This is a genomic window from Providencia sp. CIM-Carb-044 (genome assembly GCF_033901115.1).
GTDB lineage: Bacteria > Pseudomonadota > Gammaproteobacteria > Enterobacterales > Enterobacteriaceae > Providencia > Providencia hangzhouensis.
The window spans coordinates 441,564-463,499 of the sequence record NZ_JAXADV010000003.1; the positions used below are offsets into that span (position 1 = coordinate 441,564).

At 38.9% G+C, this 21,936-nt stretch carries 19 protein-coding genes; 7 read left to right on the forward strand and 12 right to left on the reverse strand.

Translation table 11 applies throughout. From position 1 onward, the window contains the following. Nucleotides 1-20: 20 nt before the first annotated feature. Nucleotides 21-644, reverse strand: coding sequence for an SDR family oxidoreductase (locus SJ312_RS08500; protein ID WP_165879221.1), 624 nt, complete (start codon nucleotides 642-644; stop codon nucleotides 21-23). A gap of 482 nt (nucleotides 645-1,126) precedes the next feature. On the opposite strand from SJ312_RS08500, the gene SJ312_RS08505 reads away from it, so the two are divergent. The 3 genes from SJ312_RS08505 to SJ312_RS08515 all read left to right on the forward strand — a co-directional run bounded on the left by SJ312_RS08505 (nucleotide 1,127) and on the right by SJ312_RS08515 (nucleotide 6,395). Further along, on the forward strand, nucleotides 1,127-1,873 hold the full coding sequence (locus SJ312_RS08505; RefSeq protein WP_004262381.1) for a Slam-dependent surface lipoprotein: 747 nt from the start codon (nucleotides 1,127-1,129) through the stop codon (nucleotides 1,871-1,873). A gap of 79 nt (nucleotides 1,874-1,952) precedes the next feature. Beyond that, nucleotides 1,953-3,407 carry a porin family protein gene (locus SJ312_RS08510; RefSeq protein WP_036958532.1) on the forward strand — a complete coding sequence of 485 codons (1,455 nt, stop codon included), beginning with the start codon at nucleotides 1,953-1,955 and terminating at the stop codon, nucleotides 3,405-3,407. A 24-nt stretch (nucleotides 3,408-3,431) separates the two neighbouring features. Further along, nucleotides 3,432-6,395 (forward strand): TonB-dependent receptor plug domain-containing protein, encoded by a 2,964-nt coding sequence (locus SJ312_RS08515; RefSeq protein WP_319867424.1) that lies wholly within the window; start codon nucleotides 3,432-3,434, stop codon nucleotides 6,393-6,395. A 77-nt stretch (nucleotides 6,396-6,472) separates the two neighbouring features. Here the strand turns inward: SJ312_RS08515 and SJ312_RS08520 are convergent, their stop codons facing one another. After that, a complete protein-coding gene (locus SJ312_RS08520) occupies nucleotides 6,473-6,919 on the reverse strand; it encodes a GNAT family N-acetyltransferase (RefSeq protein ID WP_004262388.1) in 447 nt (148 codons plus the stop codon). A gap of 810 nt (nucleotides 6,920-7,729) precedes the next feature. Between SJ312_RS08520 and SJ312_RS08525 the strand changes: the two genes are divergently transcribed. From SJ312_RS08525 to SJ312_RS08540, 4 genes are all read left to right on the forward strand, one after another. After that, nucleotides 7,730-8,518 carry a DUF3100 domain-containing protein gene (locus tag SJ312_RS08525; RefSeq protein WP_319867426.1) on the forward strand — a complete coding sequence of 263 codons (789 nt, stop codon included), beginning with the start codon at nucleotides 7,730-7,732 and terminating at the stop codon, nucleotides 8,516-8,518. A 12-nt stretch (nucleotides 8,519-8,530) separates the two neighbouring features. Beyond that, nucleotides 8,531-9,007 (forward strand): hypothetical protein, encoded by a 477-nt coding sequence (locus SJ312_RS08530; RefSeq protein ID WP_319867427.1) that lies wholly within the window; start codon nucleotides 8,531-8,533, stop codon nucleotides 9,005-9,007. Nucleotides 9,008-9,025: 18 nt separating this feature from the next. After that, a complete protein-coding gene (locus SJ312_RS08535) occupies nucleotides 9,026-10,351 on the forward strand; it encodes an amidohydrolase (protein WP_110592205.1) in 1,326 nt (441 codons plus the stop codon). Nucleotides 10,352-10,931: 580 nt separating this feature from the next. After that, nucleotides 10,932-12,110 carry a M20 metallopeptidase family protein gene (locus SJ312_RS08540; protein ID WP_094961300.1) on the forward strand — a complete coding sequence of 393 codons (1,179 nt, stop codon included), beginning with the start codon at nucleotides 10,932-10,934 and terminating at the stop codon, nucleotides 12,108-12,110. Between the two features lie 106 nt (nucleotides 12,111-12,216). On the opposite strand, the gene SJ312_RS08545 is transcribed toward SJ312_RS08540, so the two are convergent. From SJ312_RS08545 to SJ312_RS08590, 10 genes are all read right to left on the reverse strand, one after another. Next, nucleotides 12,217-13,194, reverse strand: coding sequence for a LysR substrate-binding domain-containing protein (locus tag SJ312_RS08545; RefSeq protein ID WP_187710475.1), 978 nt, complete (start codon nucleotides 13,192-13,194; stop codon nucleotides 12,217-12,219). A 389-nt stretch (nucleotides 13,195-13,583) separates the two neighbouring features. After that, nucleotides 13,584-13,832: a helix-turn-helix domain-containing protein gene (locus SJ312_RS08550; protein ID WP_004262407.1), complete on the reverse strand. Its 249-nt coding sequence runs from the start codon at nucleotides 13,830-13,832 to the stop codon at nucleotides 13,584-13,586. Nucleotides 13,833-14,047: 215 nt separating this feature from the next. Then, nucleotides 14,048-14,578, reverse strand: a complete 531-nt coding sequence (locus SJ312_RS08555; protein WP_110592208.1) for a fimbrial protein — start codon at nucleotides 14,576-14,578, stop codon at nucleotides 14,048-14,050. A gap of 30 nt (nucleotides 14,579-14,608) precedes the next feature. Beyond that, on the reverse strand, nucleotides 14,609-15,139 hold the full coding sequence (locus SJ312_RS08560; RefSeq protein WP_319867428.1) for a fimbrial protein: 531 nt from the start codon (nucleotides 15,137-15,139) through the stop codon (nucleotides 14,609-14,611). 212 nt (nucleotides 15,140-15,351) lie between these two features. Further along, complete coding sequence (locus tag SJ312_RS08565; protein ID WP_004262414.1) at nucleotides 15,352-15,894, reverse strand: fimbrial protein; 543 nt, start codon at nucleotides 15,892-15,894, stop codon at nucleotides 15,352-15,354. Nucleotides 15,895-15,952: 58 nt separating this feature from the next. Beyond that, nucleotides 15,953-16,516, reverse strand: a complete 564-nt coding sequence (locus tag SJ312_RS08570) for a fimbrial protein (RefSeq protein WP_319867429.1) — start codon at nucleotides 16,514-16,516, stop codon at nucleotides 15,953-15,955. 20 nt (nucleotides 16,517-16,536) lie between these two features. Then, complete coding sequence (locus tag SJ312_RS08575; RefSeq protein ID WP_319867432.1) at nucleotides 16,537-17,625, reverse strand: fimbrial protein; 1,089 nt, start codon at nucleotides 17,623-17,625, stop codon at nucleotides 16,537-16,539. 37 nt (nucleotides 17,626-17,662) lie between these two features. Then, nucleotides 17,663-20,242 (reverse strand): fimbria/pilus outer membrane usher protein, encoded by a 2,580-nt coding sequence (locus SJ312_RS08580; protein ID WP_319867434.1) that lies wholly within the window; start codon nucleotides 20,240-20,242, stop codon nucleotides 17,663-17,665. A gap of 102 nt (nucleotides 20,243-20,344) precedes the next feature. Then, nucleotides 20,345-21,049 (reverse strand): molecular chaperone, encoded by a 705-nt coding sequence (locus SJ312_RS08585; protein ID WP_137018917.1) that lies wholly within the window; start codon nucleotides 21,047-21,049, stop codon nucleotides 20,345-20,347. Nucleotides 21,050-21,108: 59 nt separating this feature from the next. Further along, nucleotides 21,109-21,627 (reverse strand): fimbrial protein, encoded by a 519-nt coding sequence (locus SJ312_RS08590; RefSeq protein WP_094961292.1) that lies wholly within the window; start codon nucleotides 21,625-21,627, stop codon nucleotides 21,109-21,111. Between the last annotated feature and the right edge of the window lie 309 nt (nucleotides 21,628-21,936).

Genomic DNA, 21,936 nt, shown 5'->3' on the forward strand with positions numbered 1-21,936 from the left:
CAAAAAAATCCTTGGTTTTATTAAGAGGATGTCAGACCGGGTTGTACCACGCTATAAATTTGTTTTTTCAATTCCCCTTGCTTAGCCAACTGGTAAACATGTGAAGCAACATCCGCGCGCATCACTAAACCATGAACCTCAACCTCTTGTTGAAGAACTGCTTTTCCCGTTGGTTCACCATGTAATAACCCACCAGGGCGAATAATCACATAATCTAACGAGCTAGTTTGTAGCCATGATTCCGCAAGGGATTTTTCTCTCACTGCCTGACCAAACGCAGCGCGTGACCGAGCAGATAAATAAGGCCATGAATCTCCACAACCTAATGACGTAACTAACACCATGCGAGATATACCCGCTTGCTCGGCACAATCAATCACCGTACGGTGAGCTAAATAATCTTGCGTACCTCCCATGGTTGAAATAACTGTGGCATTTGTTCCTGCGGCATGGCAAGCAGCTTTAACCACCTCGCTATCACAAGCATCGCCGATGAAAACTTGCACCCCTACAGCCTCTAACGCTGCTGCAGATTGCCTATTACGTACAACTGCGATGACAGGATGTTTCTCTGCTATTGCCAACTGAGCAATCTGATGGCCAACACCTTTTCCACCAGCGCCAAAAATTAACCATGGTGCCATTACTTTATCCCTTAGCATTTTGAGTAAATATTAATCTAATAGTGATCGGTAAAAACTAAATTACCACACCATTAATGATAATGCGCCTTATTTTCATTTGCTATTTTAATTTATTTAGCCCGCCATTGACTAGCACCGATGATGAAACAGTAAACAACACTAACTTTAATGTTTTTTATGTAATTCTTTTAATCAAACACATTAAAATGTGACTAGTTTAACTTTTTTATTAAAAAATAATTATCATAAAAATTGATAAACCAACAAATTAATTACAAAAATAAATCGTAATATCAACAACTAACAATAAATAAAATACCACTATCCCATTGATACCCATAATTATTTTAATGTTAATGCGAAGAATTATCATTTGCATTTATATTATTATTTGATTTAATAACTCTCGTCATATATATGCGAAATAATAATTTCTTAATCAATAGTATCGTTAATATCTTTAATAAAAATGGAGTATTTCGATGAAAAAGTTAAATATTATCGCTCTAGCACTCGCAACCTGCACAATGACTTTTGGTGCTTCTGCAGCAATCGGTTCTGGCCAAAGCCAACCTTTCGATCCCAATGAACCTTCCATTCGTGTTGGAGCGACAGAAGGAACCGGTGGTGGACATGGTGGTGCTGCGGGTGATCCTGGTATTGGTGTGCAATCTGTTTACGGTGGAAAAATCATTTCATTCTCTGGGTTAACAAAAATGGCGCCAAAACAACCAGGGAATGAAGCACATGTGGTCTCTATGCCTAATAGCTCTGGTTCACATGACAAAATGGGCGTATTTAACTTTGCAAAAGTAGCAGATGCAGAAGTCTATTTCGGCGAATGGTCATCAACCGGACAAGCTAGTGACACAACACACACGGCTTACTACTCTGGTAAAGATGTCACCACCAATATGCCAACAGCGGGCACTGCGGAATACTCTGTTAAAGGGATAAGCCAATATAATGGAGGTGCCCTAGCCGCAGGTACTCTGACAGCCAACTTTGGAACTAAATCCTTAGCAGGGAATATTGGTGCAACCAATATTAATGCCACCATAAATAACAATGCCACTTTCGCCGGAGCGGCCACTCTTAATGGTGAATCAGGCTCAACAAATGGGCACTTCTTTGGCGACCAAGCTAAACATATTGCAGGGGTAACTGAATTTAGCGACCACAGCAAAGACATGGCCTTTGGTGGAAGCCGTGGGAATATCTCCCAGTAATCCGTAAATTAACCTCAGTGGCCAACTATAAAACGTGACAGGTAGTTGGCCACAGCCTTTTATTACCGAAGCTAATCCTATGCGATATCTGCTATTACCCCCTGCCATCATGATGCTTATGGTTGCGTTCTCTGCATTTCCAGCTAGCTTGGATACTGACCGAGAACAGTTGTTATGGCAAAAAGATAAACAAAATTATCGTGATAAAAGTGCAGTTGTCCCCAATAAAGACCAATTGCTACTCCCAGATGACCTATCAATAAAACTAAATGGGGAAAACTATACCCTAAAAAATAACGCTCAAGACTTAGGACAGGCAATTTATCTGGCAATCAACCATCGGCAATTTCAAGACGTACAACGCTTATTGCCTCGCTACCAGCAGCTAACTGATGCGGACCCATTGCTTATTTTATTTGCAAAAGCAGAAACTGCTAAAGCGCAAAACCATTACCCTGAAGCAATTGCCCACTACCAACAAATACTGGCACTTTCACCAAAGTTTCTTCGCATTAAATTGGAACTTGCCCGGGCTTATTTTGAAGATAATCAAAATAAGGAGTCTTTGGCTTTATTCCAAAATTTAATCAACGATGAAACACTCGCATTACCTGCCAGTGTAAAGCAAACCATTCAACAATTTATTGATGCCATAGAAAACCGTACTGCTTGGACAGGAAGCCTCTCTTTTGGCTATAAATACAACAGTAATATCAACCAAGTTCCTGATAAAAATAAAGTTTGGGAAACTCCGGGGGGAACCTGGAAAATGGCTAACCCTAAGTCATCGCCAGGGCTCACCTATGACGCAAGCCTAAGTAAAATTATTCCTATCTCGAGCAACCATTCCTTACAAATTAAGGGCACATCTTATGGCGACCGGTATCCTCACTATGCCGAGTTCAGTGAAAATACCTCTTCTTTGGCAACTTTATATCGTTTTAATGATGCAAATACGACTATCGCCTTTGGCCCATTAATTGAATTAAAAACAGTTAATGAAAAGCGCCGTTATTTAGGTATGGGCGGCAAAATTGAAGCCGACTACCAATTTACACCTCGGGTTATCCTCAGTACCTCCGCTGACTACCAACAACTTCATTACCAAAAACCGTATGACAGTGCTGATGGCAATCGAAGTAGCCTACATCTAACGGGTGTCTATGGTATTACCCCAGATACTTCCCTCTTTTTAGGGGCTGATGCGACTCGTCTCACAACTGAAGTTCGTAGTGATGATTATGACCAGCTAGGTATCCGAGGCGGCTTGTATACCGTACTCACACCCGATATTCATTTACTGGCACTCGCAACTTATCGAGAAAGCCAATTCAAGGCCTTCAACCAAATGTTGAATGTAAAACGCCATGATAAAGAAGCTATGTATTTTGCACGACTCAGCTTTCCAAATTATTCATTGCTCACATTCACGCCTTATACCAGTTACCGCTTTCGTGACAATCGCAGTTCCGCGGATGGAATTTACTCCTACCACCAGCACGAAATTTCTATTGGGTTAGAAACCCGCTTTTAAGCGTTATGGCACAGAGAAAACACTATGTATAAATACAAATTAACACCTATTACTACTGCAATTATTACTGCTCTTTTGATTCCAATAACCGCTTTAGGGGAAAAAGAAGAACACCTCGGCACCATTACCGTTCAAGATTCAGCAAAAACCATCAAAGAACGGGATCAACAAGGTTACGATGACCAATATGATGCCAAAGGTTCTAAAATTTATTTAGGAAAAGACCTTGTTGAACGTTATAAAGGCACCAGTACTGCAGATGTGCTAAATAGTGCAGTTGGTGTCTATAGCGGTGATGCAAGAAACAGTGGTGCGTTAGACCCAAATATTCGAGGGATCCAAGGGCAAGAGCGCGTTCCTGTCACGGTTGACGGCACAGAACAATCACTCACCGTTTATCGGGGTTATAATGGCGCAAATAACCGTAACTATGTGGACCCAAACCTCATTAGTAGCATTGAGATTGAAAAAAGTGGTTCTCTCGCTGGCGATATAAAAACCTCTGTCGGTGGAGGGATAGCCATCAGAACCATAGGGATAGATGATGTTGTTGCACCGGATGAAAAGTTTGGTGTCAGCTTAAAATTGGAAACCAGCAGTAATTCAACTCGTGAACGTATTCCCCACTATGGTTATGGCGAAGATTACCGAGATCACCCTGAGATTTATAAAAATAAGAACTCTGTCCTTTCCGACCCCGTTGTTAACATCACACCGAAATCCCGAGGAAATGCTCAATTTTTCAATTTTAAAGATAACGGAGGAAGGATCGCGGTTGGGACCCGACAAGAAAAATTTGATTTAATGGCCGCCTATGCTTATCGCCGGCAAGGTAACTACTTTGCGGGGAAAAATGGCGCTCACCGTTATAAAGAATCTGTTCAATTAAATGAACAACAAACAGTACAGCAACAACTTGGCCCAGACCCTTATTTACCTTTTGCCGCGAATGTATTTCGCCCCGGAAAAGAAGTGACTAATACCTCTAATAAGCTGGAATCCTATTTAGTCAAAACCAATTTATATCTCACTGAAAACCAAGCATTACACCTTGGCTTTCGCCGGAGTGAAAGTACCTATGGTGAAATTATGCCTTCACGTTTAGGATTTGCTGAGCTGGAAGGAAAACAAGTATTACCACAATGGCCATTAGCTCACTTTACGGTCAATGCCTATAATGCGGAATACAAATGGAAACCCGAAGATAATCAATGGATTGACCTAAATGCAAATGTGTGGATGACGCATTCGGTAGGAGATACCAACACCTCTGGCGGTTACCCGCGAGAACCTAAAGAACGTGATTGGGGGTTTGAATATGGTTATGGTGATGGAAAAGATCCTAACATTGATGGAACTTTAATTAATACCGCAGCAACCAATTCTGAAAATGACCGTATTGGATTTAATTTACGCAATACCATGGCGCTCACGCCCGATCTTGATTTAACCATTCGCGGCTCAATGCTCAAAGAAAAATTAGACTCTAACGACGTACCACCATCGCAGACGGCTAGCCCGTTTATTGCCCTTCCACGTAAAGGACATCGGCAAGAAACCAGTATTGCCTTTAACTTTAACTATCGTCCAACGAGTTGGCTGGAATTGGATGCTGGTGCAAAATATATTGATGGCTGGACAGAGGATGATTACTTAAAAGAGCAAATGCGCAATCGAACCAAAGGTTTTCAAAACCCTGATGAACGACTTGCAAAACAGATCAATTACAACCGAATTTTAACTCAAGAAGAATATAATAAGGCTGTTGCCAATGGTTACCAACCCTTCAATGGTGCCTATCAAAACAAACAAATCTTACTCAAAACAATAGGACTTGATGATACGAACTATACCGTTTTCATCACCAAGAGAAAAAACTCTCAGCACCCAGAAGAAAATGGCGTTTTAGACGTTAATTTCCGCACTGAATGGAAATCAGATAACGATGGGCGCTATACCACCAAAACGAACCCTTTCCATAACGGAACTTTTGACTCTCAAGCTCGCGCAGTCGACCCAGTAACCGGTAAAGAAGTTTATGTGTATGGTTCAAGTTACTCACACCCATCAGATGACATCAAACGTGAACTTACTGAAGAAGAAAAATGGAAATTCTCAGGCAAGCAAAAAAGCCATGGCTGGGCCCCCGCTTTTGGTGCCAATATTTGGTTGTCTGATAACGACCGTGTTTATGCACGTTACATTGAAACAGTACGCTTACCGAGTATCTTCGAAAGTAGCATTGGATTTGCAGGCGAAAGTGAAGCTCGTAAAGAGAGAATGGCATTTAAACCCGAACGTGCAAAAACCTTTGAATTTGGTTATTCACGTAATTTACAAGGTTTACTCGGAGCAGAACGCCATGCCGATGTTAAAATAGGCTATTACCATACGGTCATTGAAAATGCATTTGACCGCGATGGGCGTCTTAATTTCGTTCAAGTAAAAGAACATAAAACCGCAGGGATTGAAGCCTTAGCTCGCTACGATAATGGTGGGATATTTATGGATATTGGTGTTGATTACCGCCTCAAAAATGAGGTTTGTGATGACTCCGCGCCCGCTAATTTAGACCCAACTAACCGTTATAATCTCTCCCAATGTACAACAGCAGGTTTCCCCGGTGGCTTTTTACGCACACAATTACAGCCTAAATATGCGATTAACTCCAACCTAGGCATGCGCTTTATGGATGAAGATCTCGAAGTGGGAACACGTTTACGTTATACCAGTAGTGTGCAAAATAAAGATGAACGCAAACTGATGCAACAGTTCCCGGGAAGTTATTCGATGGCGAACAACAGCCCAATGCACTGGACACCCACCTTTACAGCGGATGCCTATGCAAGTTACCAAATTGACAAAAATATTAATGTCGAATTCTTAGTAACCAACTTAACTGATCGTTATTATATCGATCCACTGACACGTAGTATGATGCCAGCCCCGGGCCGCACACTACGCTTAGGATTAAATGCGCAATTTTAGATAAATACTGCCGATTTACCGCTCTATAAATATCCGCTGCTAACTTTTAGTTGGAGTGGATATTTATCACTTTAGTATCAGAAAAATAACCGCATAATAGTTTCATCAAATTCATCTTGCTCAACAACAGAAAAGCCAAATTGTTCAAAAAAAGGTTTCATGATGTCATTACCTTCGACATAGCAAATTGATACGGACTTATATTTGCCCAAATTTTTAATTTCCTCGAGAACTAGCGGAATAGCCCTAGAACCAAAACCTTTTCTTTGATGTTTTATATCAATCATCAATTGATCAATAAACACCTCTTCAGGCCTACCATTTTCATGGTTTGAATAATATTGAACAAAGCCAACAGGCTCATCATCAACATAGATACCTCGATTAATATAATAATCAAAAAATTTTGAGGCTGCGATTGACTCTGAGTTAAGAGCGACAAAGTCTTCCTGCTCTTTGGTTATTTCGAGACATATGATATCCACCCAATTGTCTTTGGTGATATCTTTTAGGGTAATGGCCATAAACACCTTACTTTAGATTTACCGATTACAATACCGTTGTGATAAAAGGATGACTCACCATAAATTAACAATAAATACTTTTTTGTTCGCGCCATTCGTGCCTTTGTATTTTTTGAGATGCTATAAACAAATAGCAGTTGATATGTTACGGATAACATTAATATCAGCATTTAGACTAAAATAAAATTTCGACTCATTTATTGCTTTCTAATTAATGAATATTCAGAATTGCGATCCAAGTCAAATATCACTGCCAAATACAATATTATTGTAATTTATAAAATTTTTTTGAAAGAAAAACAAAAAAACGCACTGGTTTATTAAACTAATAATTAAATTTAAATCAGATTAAAGTAGAACTTAAAACCCAAAAATACAACAACAAAACCCAGTTAATCCTCAATTTTCACCATTATGCAAACTCAACAAAAATAAAACCTTTTCATATAAAAATACATAAAACCTGAACAACCTCACATTTATTAGGTATTTGATAACTCTTCGCATTAATGCATCTGAAAATAAAAATCACTTATGAAACAACATGTTAAAAATTTAATAAATTTTTGTATCGCACTGAAAAATAAAAATATTTTTAATATTGAAATGCGAAAAACAATTCAAAGACTCCATTTTTATTAATTATTTTAATTTATTGATTTTAACCATGCCTTTTCGGCATGGTTAAGAGACTTTCGGAATATTGTCAGGAAAATAGTTTCATGGATAGTATGAATACGAAAATGATGCATTTTTATTATAAATATATACGAATAACTCTTAAAAACATTTCCAATGAAAGGTAACACTATGGGTATATTAAAAGATAGTAAGTTGCTTTTGGTTAGCTTACTTATCATTCTTCTTTCGGAAGCTATAGGGCAAATTAAAATCAGTTTAGTCATGGTTTTTCCAATGCTTTATTCCATGTTGATGGGTGGTATTATCAGTTTTCCAAAATTCAAAATTCTCAGCGAAAAAAACATGGCACACGCTAGCTCTATAATGAGTGTCGCGTTAGTTATCTTAATCGCAAAATTAAGCACCTCCGTTGGTGCATCTTGGGAAAAAATTATTCAAGCCGGTGGCGCATTAATATTGCAAGAAATCGGTCACTTTATCGGTACCATTTTACTTGGTTTACCACTTGCTATCATGTTAGGCATGGGCCGTGAAGCTGTTGGTGCGACCTACTCTATCGGTCGTGAACCTAATATTGCCATTATTGAAGCCAAATATGGTTTAAGTTCACCAGAAGGCCGTGGTGTTATGGCAATGTATATTTGCGGAACAATGTACGGAGCCGTTTGGATGGGCATCATCGCCAGTGTTATCGCTGGACTCGATATTATGAGCCCTCTCGCTTTAGCAATGGGAGCCGGAGTCGGAAGTGGCTCGATGCTAGCTGCGTCAGTCGCACCATTATTGGAGCTTTATCCTGAACACGCTGCGGATATTCAAGCATTTTCATCCTCCGCAAACTTGATGTCTTCAGTATTAGGTCTGTACATCTATATTTTCTTCTCCTTACCGTTTGCCTCTTTCTTATACAACAAGTTGAAAAGAAAACGTGCAACAGCATCAGCAGATACAGAATAAGGATATAAGATCATGAAAAAGATGGCAGAAATCGCAATAATCATCGTGTTAGTCATCATCTTCACTTCACTGGGTGATGCACTCGGCGGTTCAATTTATGGCCGCGGTAGCTTTGGCACAGTCTTTAGTGACTCATTTATCGCCATGGCATTATTAGGGGGGATGTCATTTGTGGCATACTTAATTGCACAAATCCCACCATTAGGTAAGTTACCTGTAATTTTCTGGGTATCTTTAATTGCTGCCGGTTTGTGTTCACCGTTATTCCCTTACGATAAAGAAATGATCGCAATGACAGGTAAAATATCACTTGCTGTTATTAGTACGACGGTACTTGCATTTGCCGGTCTTTCACTCGGTAAAGATATTGATAAATTTAAAGCTATTTCATGGCGCATCATCCCAGTTTCACTGGCGGTCTTTACGGGAACATTCTTATTCGCTGCACTTATTGGTCAAGTGACACTTTCATGGAGCGGCGTTATCTAACAAGAGGAAATATTTACCATGACAATGACCAAAGACCAATTGAAAGCCATCGTCTGCGAGACAATTGCATCCCATAAAAGGGATATAAAGAAATTAGCAGATGATATTTGGGCAGAGCCTGAGCTAGGCTACAAAGAAATCAAAACAGCAAAAAAAGTGGAAGCTGCATTTTCTGCGCTAGGCGTTAATTACCGAAACCAACTCGCATTAACAGGTGTTAAGGCGCGCCTAAAAGGTGGAAAAGGGAGTAAACATAGTATTGCTGTGATTGGTGAGCTCGATGCGATTATTTGTGCAGAACACCCAGAAGCCGATGATTTAACGGGTGCTGCCCATTGCTGCGGGCACAATGCTCAAATCGCTAATATGATGGCTGTGACTATTGGTCTGGTTAAGTCAGGTGCTATGCAATACCTCGCGGGAGACGTCGTTCCTTTCGCCGTTCCCGCTGAGGAGTATGTTGAACTGGCTTATCGTAATAAACTGATTGAACAAGGAAAAATTAGTTATATCGGCGGTAAGCCAGAGCTGATATCTCTTGGTGAATTTGATGATATCGATATGGCGATGCAAATTCATTTAACCAGTGTCAAACCAGAACGTGATACCGGTTTTATTGAAATGTCGACCACCACCAATGGGTTTATTGGCAAGTTGATTAATTACAAAGGGAAAGCATCTCATGCTGCGGCAGCTCCTCACTTAGGTGTCAATGCCCTCAATGCCGCAATGATGGGGATTATGGGAGTGAATGCGATCCGCGAGACCTTCCAAGAAAAAGATTATATTCGTTTTCATCCGATCATCACGCAAGGCGGTGATTTGGTCAATGTCACCCCAAGTGATGTCCGTATGGAAAGTTATGTCCGAGCGTCAAATGTCCCTGCAATGATTGATGCGAATGAGCGTATTACTCGCGCATTGGTTGCTGGTGCAATGTCTGTCGGTGCAGAGGTAGAAGTCAAAGATTTACCGGGTTACCTCCCACTGTATAACAACGATACGTTGAACCATTTGTTGCAGCAAAATGCCCATGACTTGATTGGTGAAGAAAATGTTTGGGTTGCTGGGCACATGACGGGAAGCACGGATACAGGTGACTTATCACATATCATGCCAGTGAGTCACCCATGGATTGGCGCAATTCGTGGTGGTTTGCATGGTAAAGATTACGTTGTTTTTGATGATGATATGGCCTATATCCGCCCAGCTCAAATGATGGCAATGGCAATTATTGACCTGTTATTTGATGATGCATCCCAAGCTGATGAGATGTTAGCTGATTACACCCCATTAATGAGCAAAGAGGAATACCTCTCATTTATCGGCTCTTTTAAGAACTAATTATTAAAATATTCCCCTTATTGCTATGTTAATTATAATAAGGGGAATATGATTTTTTTAGCTTTTATCCCACCTTTAAAATTTTTTCTTCGCATTAATTAATTTCTTTTTACATTCGCCATCTCATTTAAAAAAATTTCTAAAATCATGCCAATCACCGCCCTACTTTAAATAAAAAATTTAACTTAAACCCTATTCAGGCTCGCTTTAAAATATAAATATCCTTAATATTAAAATTGAAAAATAAAATCATAACAAATTGATATAAAAGGATTTTAATTGAAATGATGATTTTTTATTATTATTTTAATAAATTACCATCCTTATTATTCATGAGCCATGCAATACTGATATGATATAAACACGATCTCCGTCACGCTCACTTTTTTAATATCCACGCTAAAATTGACCTATAAATTGATAGATAAAAAATAACGAGTAGAAGTAGAAATCACCCTATTTCTGAATCTAGTTTTTAAAATACACATAAATTAAATGAGCGTGCTGTTCATTATTCCATGCTCACACCAGGGGCCCTTTAACAGCATTAAAAACGCTTTTGTATACGGGATAAAACGTAATGACCAATAAATACAATATCAGTGAAAAGCTCTTTGCTTTAGAAACATTTAGCAAAAAAACACGTCAGGATTTACATAAGATCCCTGAATTGTCTGGGCAAGAATTCAAAACCTCACAATATTGCCGTGAATTGATGGAAAGCTTTGGCTATAACATTCGTTTATTCGAAGGCTACACAGGTTTTACCGCTGAATTGATTGTCGACCCAACAAAGCGCTTGATTGCCTATCGTACTGATATCGATGGCCTTGAAATGCCTGATTTAACGTGCAATGAGCACAGTTCTGTCCATGAAGGTTGCGCTCATAACTGTGGACATGATACCCACATGACCATCGCCTTAACGGCAGCAAAGTACCTCAGTGAAAACCGTTCTGAACTCACCCATAACGTCCGCTTTATCTTCCAAATGGCAGAAGAAGATATGCGTGTGCCAGGTGCTAACAAAATGGTAGAAATGGGGTGTATGGAAGGTGTCGACGAAGTTTACGGCCTACACAATGATGCTGCATTTGAAACGGGTTATATTAAATTTAATTCTGGGGTTATGTCTTCATACGGCTCAGCGTGGACGCTAGATGTCCACGGTGTTTCTGCCCACGGCTCAACCCCTCATAAAGGGTTAGATGCTATCCGCGAAGCAACGCGTATCATTGATTATATGGACTACATTGTTGCCAAAAAAACTGATCCTTTCAGCCCTGCCGTATTTGGTTGCGGCATGATTAACGGCGGAACCATCCCAAATGCGCTGGCGGATCATGTGCAAGCACGCGGAACGATCCGTTCAATGGATGAAGAAACGGACAAAATATTAAAAGCCAGCTTCCATGAAATTGTGGCTCGTAGTGAAGCCGGTGGGTTTAAAACAACACTGGAAGCCAGCGGATATCCTGCCGTTGTCAACCACCCACAAGCAGCCAAAGTGATTTATGATGCCGCTGCCGCCTTCTTACCGATTGAGCAGATTGATTCAAATGGTAAGCCAATGACTGGCAGTGAAGACTTCAGTTATATGATCAATGCCACTAAAGATAAACTCGGTGCCATGTACTTCTTAGGAAGTGGTAATCAAGCAAAAGGGATTAATAATTACTTACATGCTAACCCTTATTTTGTTGATGACGATTGTTTACTGATTGGCGCTCAAATTTTTATTAATATTGCCACTCGTTAGAATAAATATAATACACACAGTAATACTAAAGCCGAGTAAATTGAAGTGCCCCCCAATAGTTGGACAATCAATTACTCGGCTTTTTTCTTAGTCATTCACTTATAAGTTACAATTCTGGCAATTCTCGGTATAACTGATCACGCTCGCTTTGTTCTGTAGGTACCCATTGATTCGGCTGATGAATATAATTCAAATCAAGGTGAGGTGCATAATGAGAGATAAAATCATACATATAATCTTTTAAATGCATGTGCCGGTTAATACATACATGTGTATAACTTGGTTTTACTAAGTGACTGATATCAATACAACGTAATGCTTCGCTATCTTCCTCTGGGTCAAAAGCCACGGTTGAAATAATACCAACCCCAGCACCCCGTTTTACATAGTATTTAATAATTTCAGTATCTACAGCAGTTAAAACAACATTTGGCGTTAATTTATGTTGATAAAAGACTTGATCGAGCTTTGAATGCCCTGTAAAACCAAAAACATAAGTAATTAGCGGGTAGTCTGCAAGGTCTTCAATCTTAAGCTGCTCGCATTGAGCCAATGGGTGGTCATGTGGAACAATAATACTGCGAGACCATTGGTAACAAGGCATCACCAATAAATCATCATAAAGGTGCATAGACTCGGTCGCAATGGCAAAGTCCACATCGCCATTGTTTACCATCTCTGCAATCTGAGCAGGCGCACCTTGATGGAAATGCAAAGAAATATTGGGGTAGCGTGTGTTAAAACGCTCAATCACTTGAGGCAATTTATAGCGGATCTGTGTGTGAGTAGTTGCAATATGCAGGTTTTGTTTTATCGTCGAGTCTTCATGAGACACGATACTTTTAATTTTATCGAACTGCGCAAGAATATCACACGCAACATGATGAACTTTTTCACCAATCGGACTCAGCGACAATAAGTTATTATTTTTTCGATTGAATAATGAAACGTTTAACTCATCTTCCAATATTTTAAGTTGTTTACTGACAGTTGGCTGAGAGGTATACAATTTTTCAGCCGCATTGGTGATATTAAAATCACTCCTCACTACTTCAACAAAGCTTTTAAGCTGACTAATGTTCATTACTGGGGTATCCAATGTAAAATGGATTAAAAATAAGATTTAAAAAGTATAGCTGTAGCACAATATTTTTGTGCGATTATTATACCATAAGCAACCAGCCAGCTAGAAGCATCCTTTTAGCATTGCTGAGTTAGCATTTACATTTTTCACAAGATCCCCAAATAATACCGTTTCTATTCGTCCCAAAAAACATAATACTGCTATAACCATAGCAATATATGTAAACTAAACATACTTTTTTATAAAACAGACAGATATTATAAATAAGCATAGGAGCTTATTTGTTGCCATCTTTTTTGATGTTTTCATCAAGTATAAACAGATTATGTCTACATATGTTGATTTTTAATAGCTCCTCTCTCAAGAAGCTATTAAATTTAATATTCAACTTATAATGGGTAGCCAAGATCAGTTTCATGCCCCAAAAAGTAATTTAAGTCACATTCCAGTATATTTGCAAATATACATAAACGATAAATAGTGAAATTCTGTGTTCCTCTTTCATAGCGTGAAATTTGTTGTTGGCTCAAGCCTGATTTTTTCCCCAATGTACTCGCAGACCAACCTAAAAGAAGGCGGCGTTTGCGAACCTGCTGCCCAATAAAACTATTAGAAATTTCAGTGTTATATACGCTCATACGTACTGTCCTAATTATAACGACACTATTATTTTTAGTGTTGTAGCCTTAAAGTTTAACGCCCTGATATGCTATAAAAAAGCGTATTCGAGATTTACAACTTCCAATAAACTTATATTTCTCAAATAAAAAAACAATCATAAACTCATATAATAAAAGTTATTAAACCATTATTATTAGATTAATTAACACACTATTATTTTTCTATATTAAAATTAACGATAATTAACGCTAAACTCTGCATTTACATTCACTTTACCGTTAGTGATATCACTCGTCTTAATTAATGCACCATTATATGTTAATAATTGTTCACTACTTGATGAATTAAAACGCCATGTCACTACTTTACCTGAAGGGTTCTGAACTTCCCCATTTGTTGATTTAATACGCAGTGCTATTCCTTTTGCTGAATCTTGGCTCGTAGAATCTAATGCAAAATAATCCGCATTAAAACTATCTGGGGTACCACTCATCGAAACATCAGCAACTGCGGTTGATTCACAATTTTGTAGTTTAATCGTAAATGGTTTCTCGGCTACAACACTTCCTGAAGGGTAACTCACCGGCACATTGACCCTTTTAAAATCAACAGTTTGATCTTTTGATCCGGTATCAACCTCGCATCCCATCAATTTTATTTTGCCTTTAATCTGAACAGAAGCATCCAAAGCCAGTGCCCCTGATGAAAAGAAGCTTATACCTGCAACTAAAACAGTTCCCCTGAATAAACGGCTTATGTTCATCCTCTCTCTCCCATATTAAATAGCTATTATTTATTGATACCCAATACTGATATCAATACTCGCTTGTGCGAGACCACCATCAACATTCCCTGTTTTATACAAAGTGGCTTCATATTCTAATGGCTGTGCCGTTGATGACCACTCAACAACTGTACCATCGGGTTTTTGCTTTTTATTCTTGTCCCCTTTTACGTTCACACCATAAACCAACCCTTGCGCACTGCCAGTGCCACTATTAATGGCAAAGTATTCAGAAAAGCCGGTATCAGCCTTACCAGACATACTCACAGAAACTTTATTAATTGTTCCCGCGCAATCAGATAATTTCAATGAAAATGGTTGAGTAACCAAGCCAGAAAGACCTGTTCCACTTTTCGTCGTTGTTACTGTTTTAAAATCGATTTCTTGATTCTTACCACTATTTCCAAATTCAACATCACACCCTGTAACAATTGCATTTCCAGTAAAATTTAACGATAAATCACTAGCTGATGAAAATAGAGGGCATAGCGAAAAAACTATGCCAAAAATATAACAATACCTATACGAATATAATTTCATAATCAGTCCAAATAATAATCGCAAATCAAAATTAACGAATAAAGATGCTAGTTCTTGAATTAATCATTGCCTTATAATGTGCATATAAATTATTGAATCACTTCTATAGTAAAAGTAGATAAATTAAACTTTCTTTGTCGTTTTAAGAGAATAAAACGACAATGCCATCAGTTATTTTAAATATCTATAACACCATTCAATCTATTAATATTTTATTTATATGCTACGCTAACTTCGGCAACTGAACGAACATCCCCACCGGTTATTGTATCTAACGTTTTAACTAATTCAGCACGATAAGGTAAAGTCACGCTAGCCCCTGAAAGACTTCCCCAAACAACCGTATCACCGACTGGCTTCTGGACTTTTTCTCCACCAGTTGTTTTCGCAATAATCTTAACACCAACGCCTTTGGACATATTTGCACCTTTATCAATCGCAAACAGTTCTCCACCCGCGAAATCCGTATCAGCAGTACCTTTCATTGAAACATCAATGCCCTTCAAGTCTGCACAATTTTGAAATTGCAGATTAAAATCTTTTTTAGCTATTGAGCTCCCTTTGACCGCATTTTTAACTACGGTAACATCTGAAAAGTCAACTAATTGGTCTTTACCTGTGCCTGTTGAAATATCACAACCCGCCAATTTTATTGTTGCTTTCAATGTTAATGTTGCATCAGCCGCTTGTGCGCCTGAAATTAAAGCGATACCTGCCATAGCGCTTATTAGCGTTAATACAAAAGTTTTTTTCATTTATATAACCTTTGGTTCTATATTATTAGAAGTAATATTTTTAAATAGATAATTTATACTAATTATATTTCACAGTAACATTCACAAGCCCAGTAATTGCCCCTGCAGTTACTGCACCGGTTTTATATAATGTGGCTTTAAAAGGAATATTATTTGTTGCCGCTGTGTTTGCCCATAAAACCTCTTTTCCTGGTGATTGAACAGTTTTTGCTGTATCTGTTCCCTTAATACCAACCGCTAAGCCACCGGCTTTCCCCGCACCTTCATCGATAGAATAGTAATCAGCAAATCCCGTCACAGCTTTGGTTGTATCCATCACTAAGCTGATATTCTTAAGGTTCACACAATTGGTAAAATCTAAAGAAAAATCCACATCTTTTAAGGCCGAAGACCCTGTCCCACCAGCTGCCGCTTTCGCCAAATCCACAGTACCGAAAGCTATCGCTTTTGTTTTACTACTTGCAGAAATATCACACCCTGTTACCACAACATTTCCACTAAAGTTCAAAGTAATATCCGCTGCATGTGCTGCACCACTGACTGCAATCAATAATGATAAAACACCCACTTTTTTCATTGTTGACCACGGAAAATGATGACTACGATCCATTGCCTTACTCATAATAGTTATCTCCATTGTTATTATCTAAAGTCTAAACGCACAGTTACAATTGATGAATACTTGCCAACCGCAGGGGCTAGACCAGTACTACTGATAGGGTAAGTTTTGATAGTTACCGAACCATTTTGATTAGCATCTAATTGCAAAGGGAGTTTCCCTGTAGTCGGTGTTAAGCGACCATTAGGCCCTTCTATTGCAATTGCAATATCTTTATTGCTGGTACTAAAGCCATCACTAGCTCGATTTGGGTCTGCTGTACCAATAAAGCGCATATCTAAATTTGCATATGCATCCATATTTGAGCACTTAATACTCAATGTTTTAGATTGTGGAACTACCCCCGCTGGCATGCCTCCCTTGCCTGCCGTAACAAAATTTCGCTGAGCAGCGTCATTGAATGGAATCGATATACTCTGACCCGCGTTGATTTCACATGACTGCGGGGCGGTGATATCAACATGAATACTCACAGTAACAATAGCCGGTCCAGTACTCCGATTGTCATTGTTAGCATACATCGTATAGAAACGCGGAAGACTAAAGGTAGTACGGCCAACAAATGGTTTCTTTATATAAAGATCCATTTTTCCGGTTCCACCACTAGTGATAGTCTGCCTTATTCGACTTCGACCAAATTGATTAAGCTCAGTATTCGGGCATACCCCTTCTGGGGTCTCATTAGAAACGTCTCTGAATGGAACTTGATGCATAACAGTACTACCGATACTTTGCTTCCAAATTGCAACAAAAGTTCTGACATCTATATACTCATTAGCACTAACCCATCCTGGCGCATGACCATTAGTAGACAAATCACTCCCCATGTAATACGTTGAATAAGAAGTCTGATTCCATTGTTCACCAGGTATGCATGCGCAGACTATCTTATATGATTTCCCTTCATTCCAAGTAAGTTTCGATTGGAGTTCAGTACCAGCCTTGTTAAATGATGCACCAAGATCACCAGTAAGATTGACTGAATAGTTCGTCATTGCTCCGTCAGGATGGCAAACGTTATACCACTCATCCTCAATCCCAGCAGCATAACTGTTAGAAACCATTAGAAAAGAAGAAGCCAATAAGCTAGAAGAATACAGTCGCTTTATCATATGAATATTAAATAACTTTCTCATTACAATCCCCCAATTACTGGCATACCGCTTGAGTCTGGATAATACCAACGGCATCTTTACTCAATGGTTTCACAGGTAATTGATAATTAACGAAGCAACTCTGCGCTGCCTGACGTCCCCATTTAATTTCCAGCTTGCCGCTTTCCGGTAACCCACTGATAAATAACTGACCACCCTCTCCAACTATGGAGCTATTCATTGCTTTTCCATTGTTTTGAACTAATTGTGCCGATGCACCAAAAGGTATCACTGTGCCGTTTTTATGTTTCAATGTAATCAGTGCGCGATAGCCAACTTGTGTAATAAATTCAACCTTAGAAATTGCCCCTTTACTTGGCACAACACTCTTAGCACTTTCTTGTAATTCCACATTGTCACCCAATGTTTTTGTATCTAACTCAACATGGTTAAATCGATAGGCTTGAGCAAAAGGTAATACGGCATAACCCCGCCAGTCTGTTTTAACACCGGTATAACTTGTAATATTGGTATCTTTGGCACCAACCGCTTTCACTAATATTGCAGTTTCATTAATTGGTTGGGAAAGTGTTACACCATCTCCATGAATTAAAACACCACCTTCAACACCATAGTTTAACTGCCTAGAATCTTTACTATAGTTATAACCAAAATTCATATTACCGTAGCCACCGCGGTAGCTAAGACTGGCTCCACCACCGTTACCCTGCCCTTTAGAACCATAGCTCTCCTGAACGCTATAACTGAGGTTATTATCATCGAGTAATGTGCCTGATATCCCCGCTTGATGAGTTGTGGGTCCATGGCGCTGGCTAACCATATTGTAAGTCGCCCATGTGTTAGGTAATAACGCAGAGAGTGGAAATGAACCATTGAAGCTGAAAATTTGGTCTGTTTCTCTTTGGTTTGGATATGTCGCTCGACTATAAGAAACACCGTAATTTAAAGGGCCCCAGTTATTGTTATAACCTACTTGCAATCGAGTCTGCTTACCTTGCCCTTTCCAGAAATCTTGTCGGTTAGCAGAAAAATAGATAGACCCTAAATCTTTACCTAGTTGCTGCGTTAATGTTCCTTCAAGGCGATAGCGTCGGTGGTAAGAATAGCGGCTATCATCTGCAAAATCCCAATCTTGATATCGACGCTCAACAGCTTCTTGGAAGGTATAAAACCCTTCTGTTGAGTAACGGTATCCTAATAAACGAAAGTCCGTTCCCGTATTTGCAAAAGATTTAGAATACAATAAGCGATAAGATTGGCCTGTAGAACCATTACCATATCGCGTTACATCTTCACTATGAGCTGTTGTAATATCAAAAGAATATGCACCAAAATCGCCGATATTCTGACCAACCCCTAACACCAGAGAACGGTAGCGTTCTGCAACTTGCAGACCACCATAAGCGGTCAAGCTATTTAGGATCCCCCAAACAAGTGAGCCCTGCGTTATAAATGGCCGCTGGCTACTGTGACCATTGCGATATTTCCCCGCTGAAAATGCATACTTAATTTGCCCTTGACGGCGCAAAACAGGCACACTCGCAAAGGGTTGAATAAAGCTCTGGATTGTTCCATCCGACTCTTTTATTTCTACTTCAAGGTCGCCACTCGCGGCGGTTGGATACAAATCAGTGATAGCAAATGGGCCAGGAGCCACATAGCTCTGGTAAACGGTATATCCGTTTTGCTTAATCGTCACCGTCGCATTAGTACGTGCAATCCCACGTACCACAGGTGCATAGCCCTTCAGGCTGTCTGCTAGCATGTCATCATCGGTACCAATTTGTGCACCACGAATCTGTACACTGTCGAAAATATCGCCAGGTGTATAGGTATCCCCCATAATTATTTGCGACTTCAACTGAGTAATATACCGCTGGAGATAGGTATTAATATTTCTCCAGCTATTATTACCATTGCTACTGTTCCATGTTGAATAATTACGTAAGCGCCATGCCCCCACGTTAAGCCCAGAACGTAAACTCAAAAAATAGCTATCACTTGACTTATCACTAATATGACTGCCTGTGTTCGTCGAGTTACTCCCTGTAAAGCTATAATTTGTTAGTAGAGCAGGGATTCCTTCATCCCACATTGACGGGTCAATCGTTCCCTTTGCTAAATTGGTCAAAGATGCTTGTGGAAAGCTCAAATACAATCTCTGCTGATTAAAATCAAAATGAGATGATGCATAAGGGATAATTTTCTCAAAAGCTGAGAATGGCTTGCATTGAACGGGGTCCTTTCCATATTGTGCTAACTGTGGAAAGGCTTCAACACGTACACCATAAGCTTGTAGTTGTTCATATGATATACAAGGCTCAAGTGCTACGCTATCAGAGGAATAGCTTGCTTTATTCTCTCTGGTACTAAATTTTATATTCTGTTTCGCTACTGATTGTTCATTAACATAAATATCAACCAAATACTCACCAGGTAATTGGTCTACATCACCTTTTGATAATAAAGAAAAATCCGCAACGCTATTACTATTAATATTTTCTAAAAATTGAGAGTTAAACAATTCTTTGGCTAAAACAGGATAGGCGCTAAATATTCCCAATGTAATGCAAGAGAAGGCCAAAAAATTCTTTCTATATCGTGTTTTGTTCATTCCCTCGTTCCCTCTAATAAATATATTGCGCAAAAAATTTCCATAAAAATTTAATAATAAAATGCACTAAAACGTTATTATTCTATTTAATATTTTGCTTGTTTATTGAAGTATTGCTTTTTGCAATTCAGAAGTACCGCCATAATCATTAATAGTTGTAAACACTACCTGAGCACCTATATTTACTTTTGATGGTAGTTTATAACTAGTACTACTCATTGGCAGGACAAGGTCGACTTTATCTATTTCACTACCATTCACTTTCACTTCACTTAATGTTACAGAAAAAGGCGTATTATTAACTATACGCAAGCTATCACCCTCTTTTTTCCATACCAGAGCCTTATAGGAATCCATTGGGTTACCTTTCAAACCAGCAGGTCTATAGAATAATTTCATTCTAGTTTTAATTGCTAGTTGTAAAGTATTAGCACTTTCTTCAGCTGGAGCGGGTGGAATAGCTTTTACATTGACATAATAAACCGATTCGCGATCTTCAGGTAAATTTCCACCAGCACGCACAATACGCAACATATTTTCTTTAACCGGGTCTAATTTAAAAAGTGGCGGTGTTATAATAAATGGAGTCTTATTATTCCCTGATGCATCTTCAACCCAGGACTGAATTAAATAAGTACTTTTATCATTGTTATTCTTTAAACTAAGATTAGCTTCTCTCTTTGAGCCATCAAATACAACACGGGTGGAACCGACAACGACACCACCAGCAGCATAAATAGAGAAACTAAAACACATGAGTAAAAAAACAAGTATTAACTTATTAATAAAAAGGCTATTAAGAATCATTACATCCCCTTCGAACAAAAAGCAGGCCACCGACATAGTGGCCTGAAGGAAATTCAGTATTATTTATATGTCAGGTTGAAGTCTGCTGTTGCATTAGCAGAACCCGCTTTCACATCTTTCTTAGTAGAAACATAAGCTGCTGAGAAGTAAAGAGTATTTGAGCCAACTTGTAATGCAGTATCAGCAGTCGCTGTACCTAAAGCCAATTTTTTACCTTTACCGTCATAGATTGCCACACCAACGTTTTCAGCTGCACCTTGGCCGCCATCAAGTGCTAAAAGTGTTGCATCATCTCCGTTAGCCTGGCCCGCGAATGAGACAGCTACATTCTTGAATTGCGCCACATCACAATTCAGCAAGCTGATTTGGAATTTCTTATCCGCTGATTTAGCTCCTGCATCTGCGAATGTAGCTGTTTTAACTTGAGCCATTTGAACAGTTTGGTCCCAAGAGTTCTGTGCTACCTCACATGGTGCAGTCACGATATCACCTACGAATTTAACTGTACCGTCTTTAGCATTAGCAACTTGACCAACACAAAGCGCAGCAAAAATAGCAGTAGCAATAATCTTTTTCATTTCTAATTCCTTTTTTACTGAATCAATATATAACCCAGTGTTAAAATATTTAATTTATTAATATATTATGGTTGTCACTACCACATTAATTCCCATTAATGTCTATGGTACCTGTTTAATCCATTAACTTATTAATCCTTATGCTATTGATCTGTCAAATAGAAATAGCGAGATACACTCTATGTAGTGAAATAGAGAAAAACATAGTTTCGTAAAGTTAGTTTCCATGATCGTCATTATCTATTAAAATTATATCATTCACCTCCTAGGTTTAGTTTAGGCTAATCTAATTATTAAGAATTGAAGGCT

Bases quoted from the DNA above. Each gene is read 5' to 3' on its own strand.
- SJ312_RS08500 (WP_165879221.1), bottom strand. From the start codon at position 644: ATGGCACCATGGTTAATTTTTGGCGCTGGTGGAAAAGGTGTTGGCCAT.
- SJ312_RS08505 (WP_004262381.1), top strand. From the start codon at position 1,127: ATGAAAAAGTTAAATATTATCGCTCTAGCACTCGCAACCTGCACAATG.
- SJ312_RS08510 (WP_036958532.1), top strand. From the start codon at position 1,953: ATGCGATATCTGCTATTACCCCCTGCCATCATGATGCTTATGGTTGCG.
- SJ312_RS08515 (WP_319867424.1), top strand. From the start codon at position 3,432: ATGTATAAATACAAATTAACACCTATTACTACTGCAATTATTACTGCT.
- SJ312_RS08520 (WP_004262388.1), bottom strand. From the start codon at position 6,919: ATGGCCATTACCCTAAAAGATATCACCAAAGACAATTGGGTGGATATC.
- SJ312_RS08525 (WP_319867426.1), top strand. From the start codon at position 7,730: ATGGGTATATTAAAAGATAGTAAGTTGCTTTTGGTTAGCTTACTTATC.
- SJ312_RS08530 (WP_319867427.1), top strand. From the start codon at position 8,531: ATGAAAAAGATGGCAGAAATCGCAATAATCATCGTGTTAGTCATCATC.
- SJ312_RS08535 (WP_110592205.1), top strand. From the start codon at position 9,026: ATGACAATGACCAAAGACCAATTGAAAGCCATCGTCTGCGAGACAATT.
- SJ312_RS08540 (WP_094961300.1), top strand. From the start codon at position 10,932: ATGACCAATAAATACAATATCAGTGAAAAGCTCTTTGCTTTAGAAACA.
- SJ312_RS08545 (WP_187710475.1), bottom strand. From the start codon at position 13,194: ATGAACATTAGTCAGCTTAAAAGCTTTGTTGAAGTAGTGAGGAGTGAT.
- SJ312_RS08550 (WP_004262407.1), bottom strand. From the start codon at position 13,832: ATGAGCGTATATAACACTGAAATTTCTAATAGTTTTATTGGGCAGCAG.
- SJ312_RS08555 (WP_110592208.1), bottom strand. From the start codon at position 14,578: ATGAACATAAGCCGTTTATTCAGGGGAACTGTTTTAGTTGCAGGTATA.
- SJ312_RS08560 (WP_319867428.1), bottom strand. From the start codon at position 15,139: ATGAAATTATATTCGTATAGGTATTGTTATATTTTTGGCATAGTTTTT.
- SJ312_RS08565 (WP_004262414.1), bottom strand. From the start codon at position 15,894: ATGAAAAAAACTTTTGTATTAACGCTAATAAGCGCTATGGCAGGTATC.
- SJ312_RS08570 (WP_319867429.1), bottom strand. From the start codon at position 16,516: ATGAGTAAGGCAATGGATCGTAGTCATCATTTTCCGTGGTCAACAATG.
- SJ312_RS08575 (WP_319867432.1), bottom strand. From the start codon at position 17,625: ATGATAAAGCGACTGTATTCTTCTAGCTTATTGGCTTCTTCTTTTCTA.
- SJ312_RS08580 (WP_319867434.1), bottom strand. From the start codon at position 20,242: ATGAACAAAACACGATATAGAAAGAATTTTTTGGCCTTCTCTTGCATT.
- SJ312_RS08585 (WP_137018917.1), bottom strand. From the start codon at position 21,049: ATGATTCTTAATAGCCTTTTTATTAATAAGTTAATACTTGTTTTTTTA.
- SJ312_RS08590 (WP_094961292.1), bottom strand. From the start codon at position 21,627: ATGAAAAAGATTATTGCTACTGCTATTTTTGCTGCGCTTTGTGTTGGT.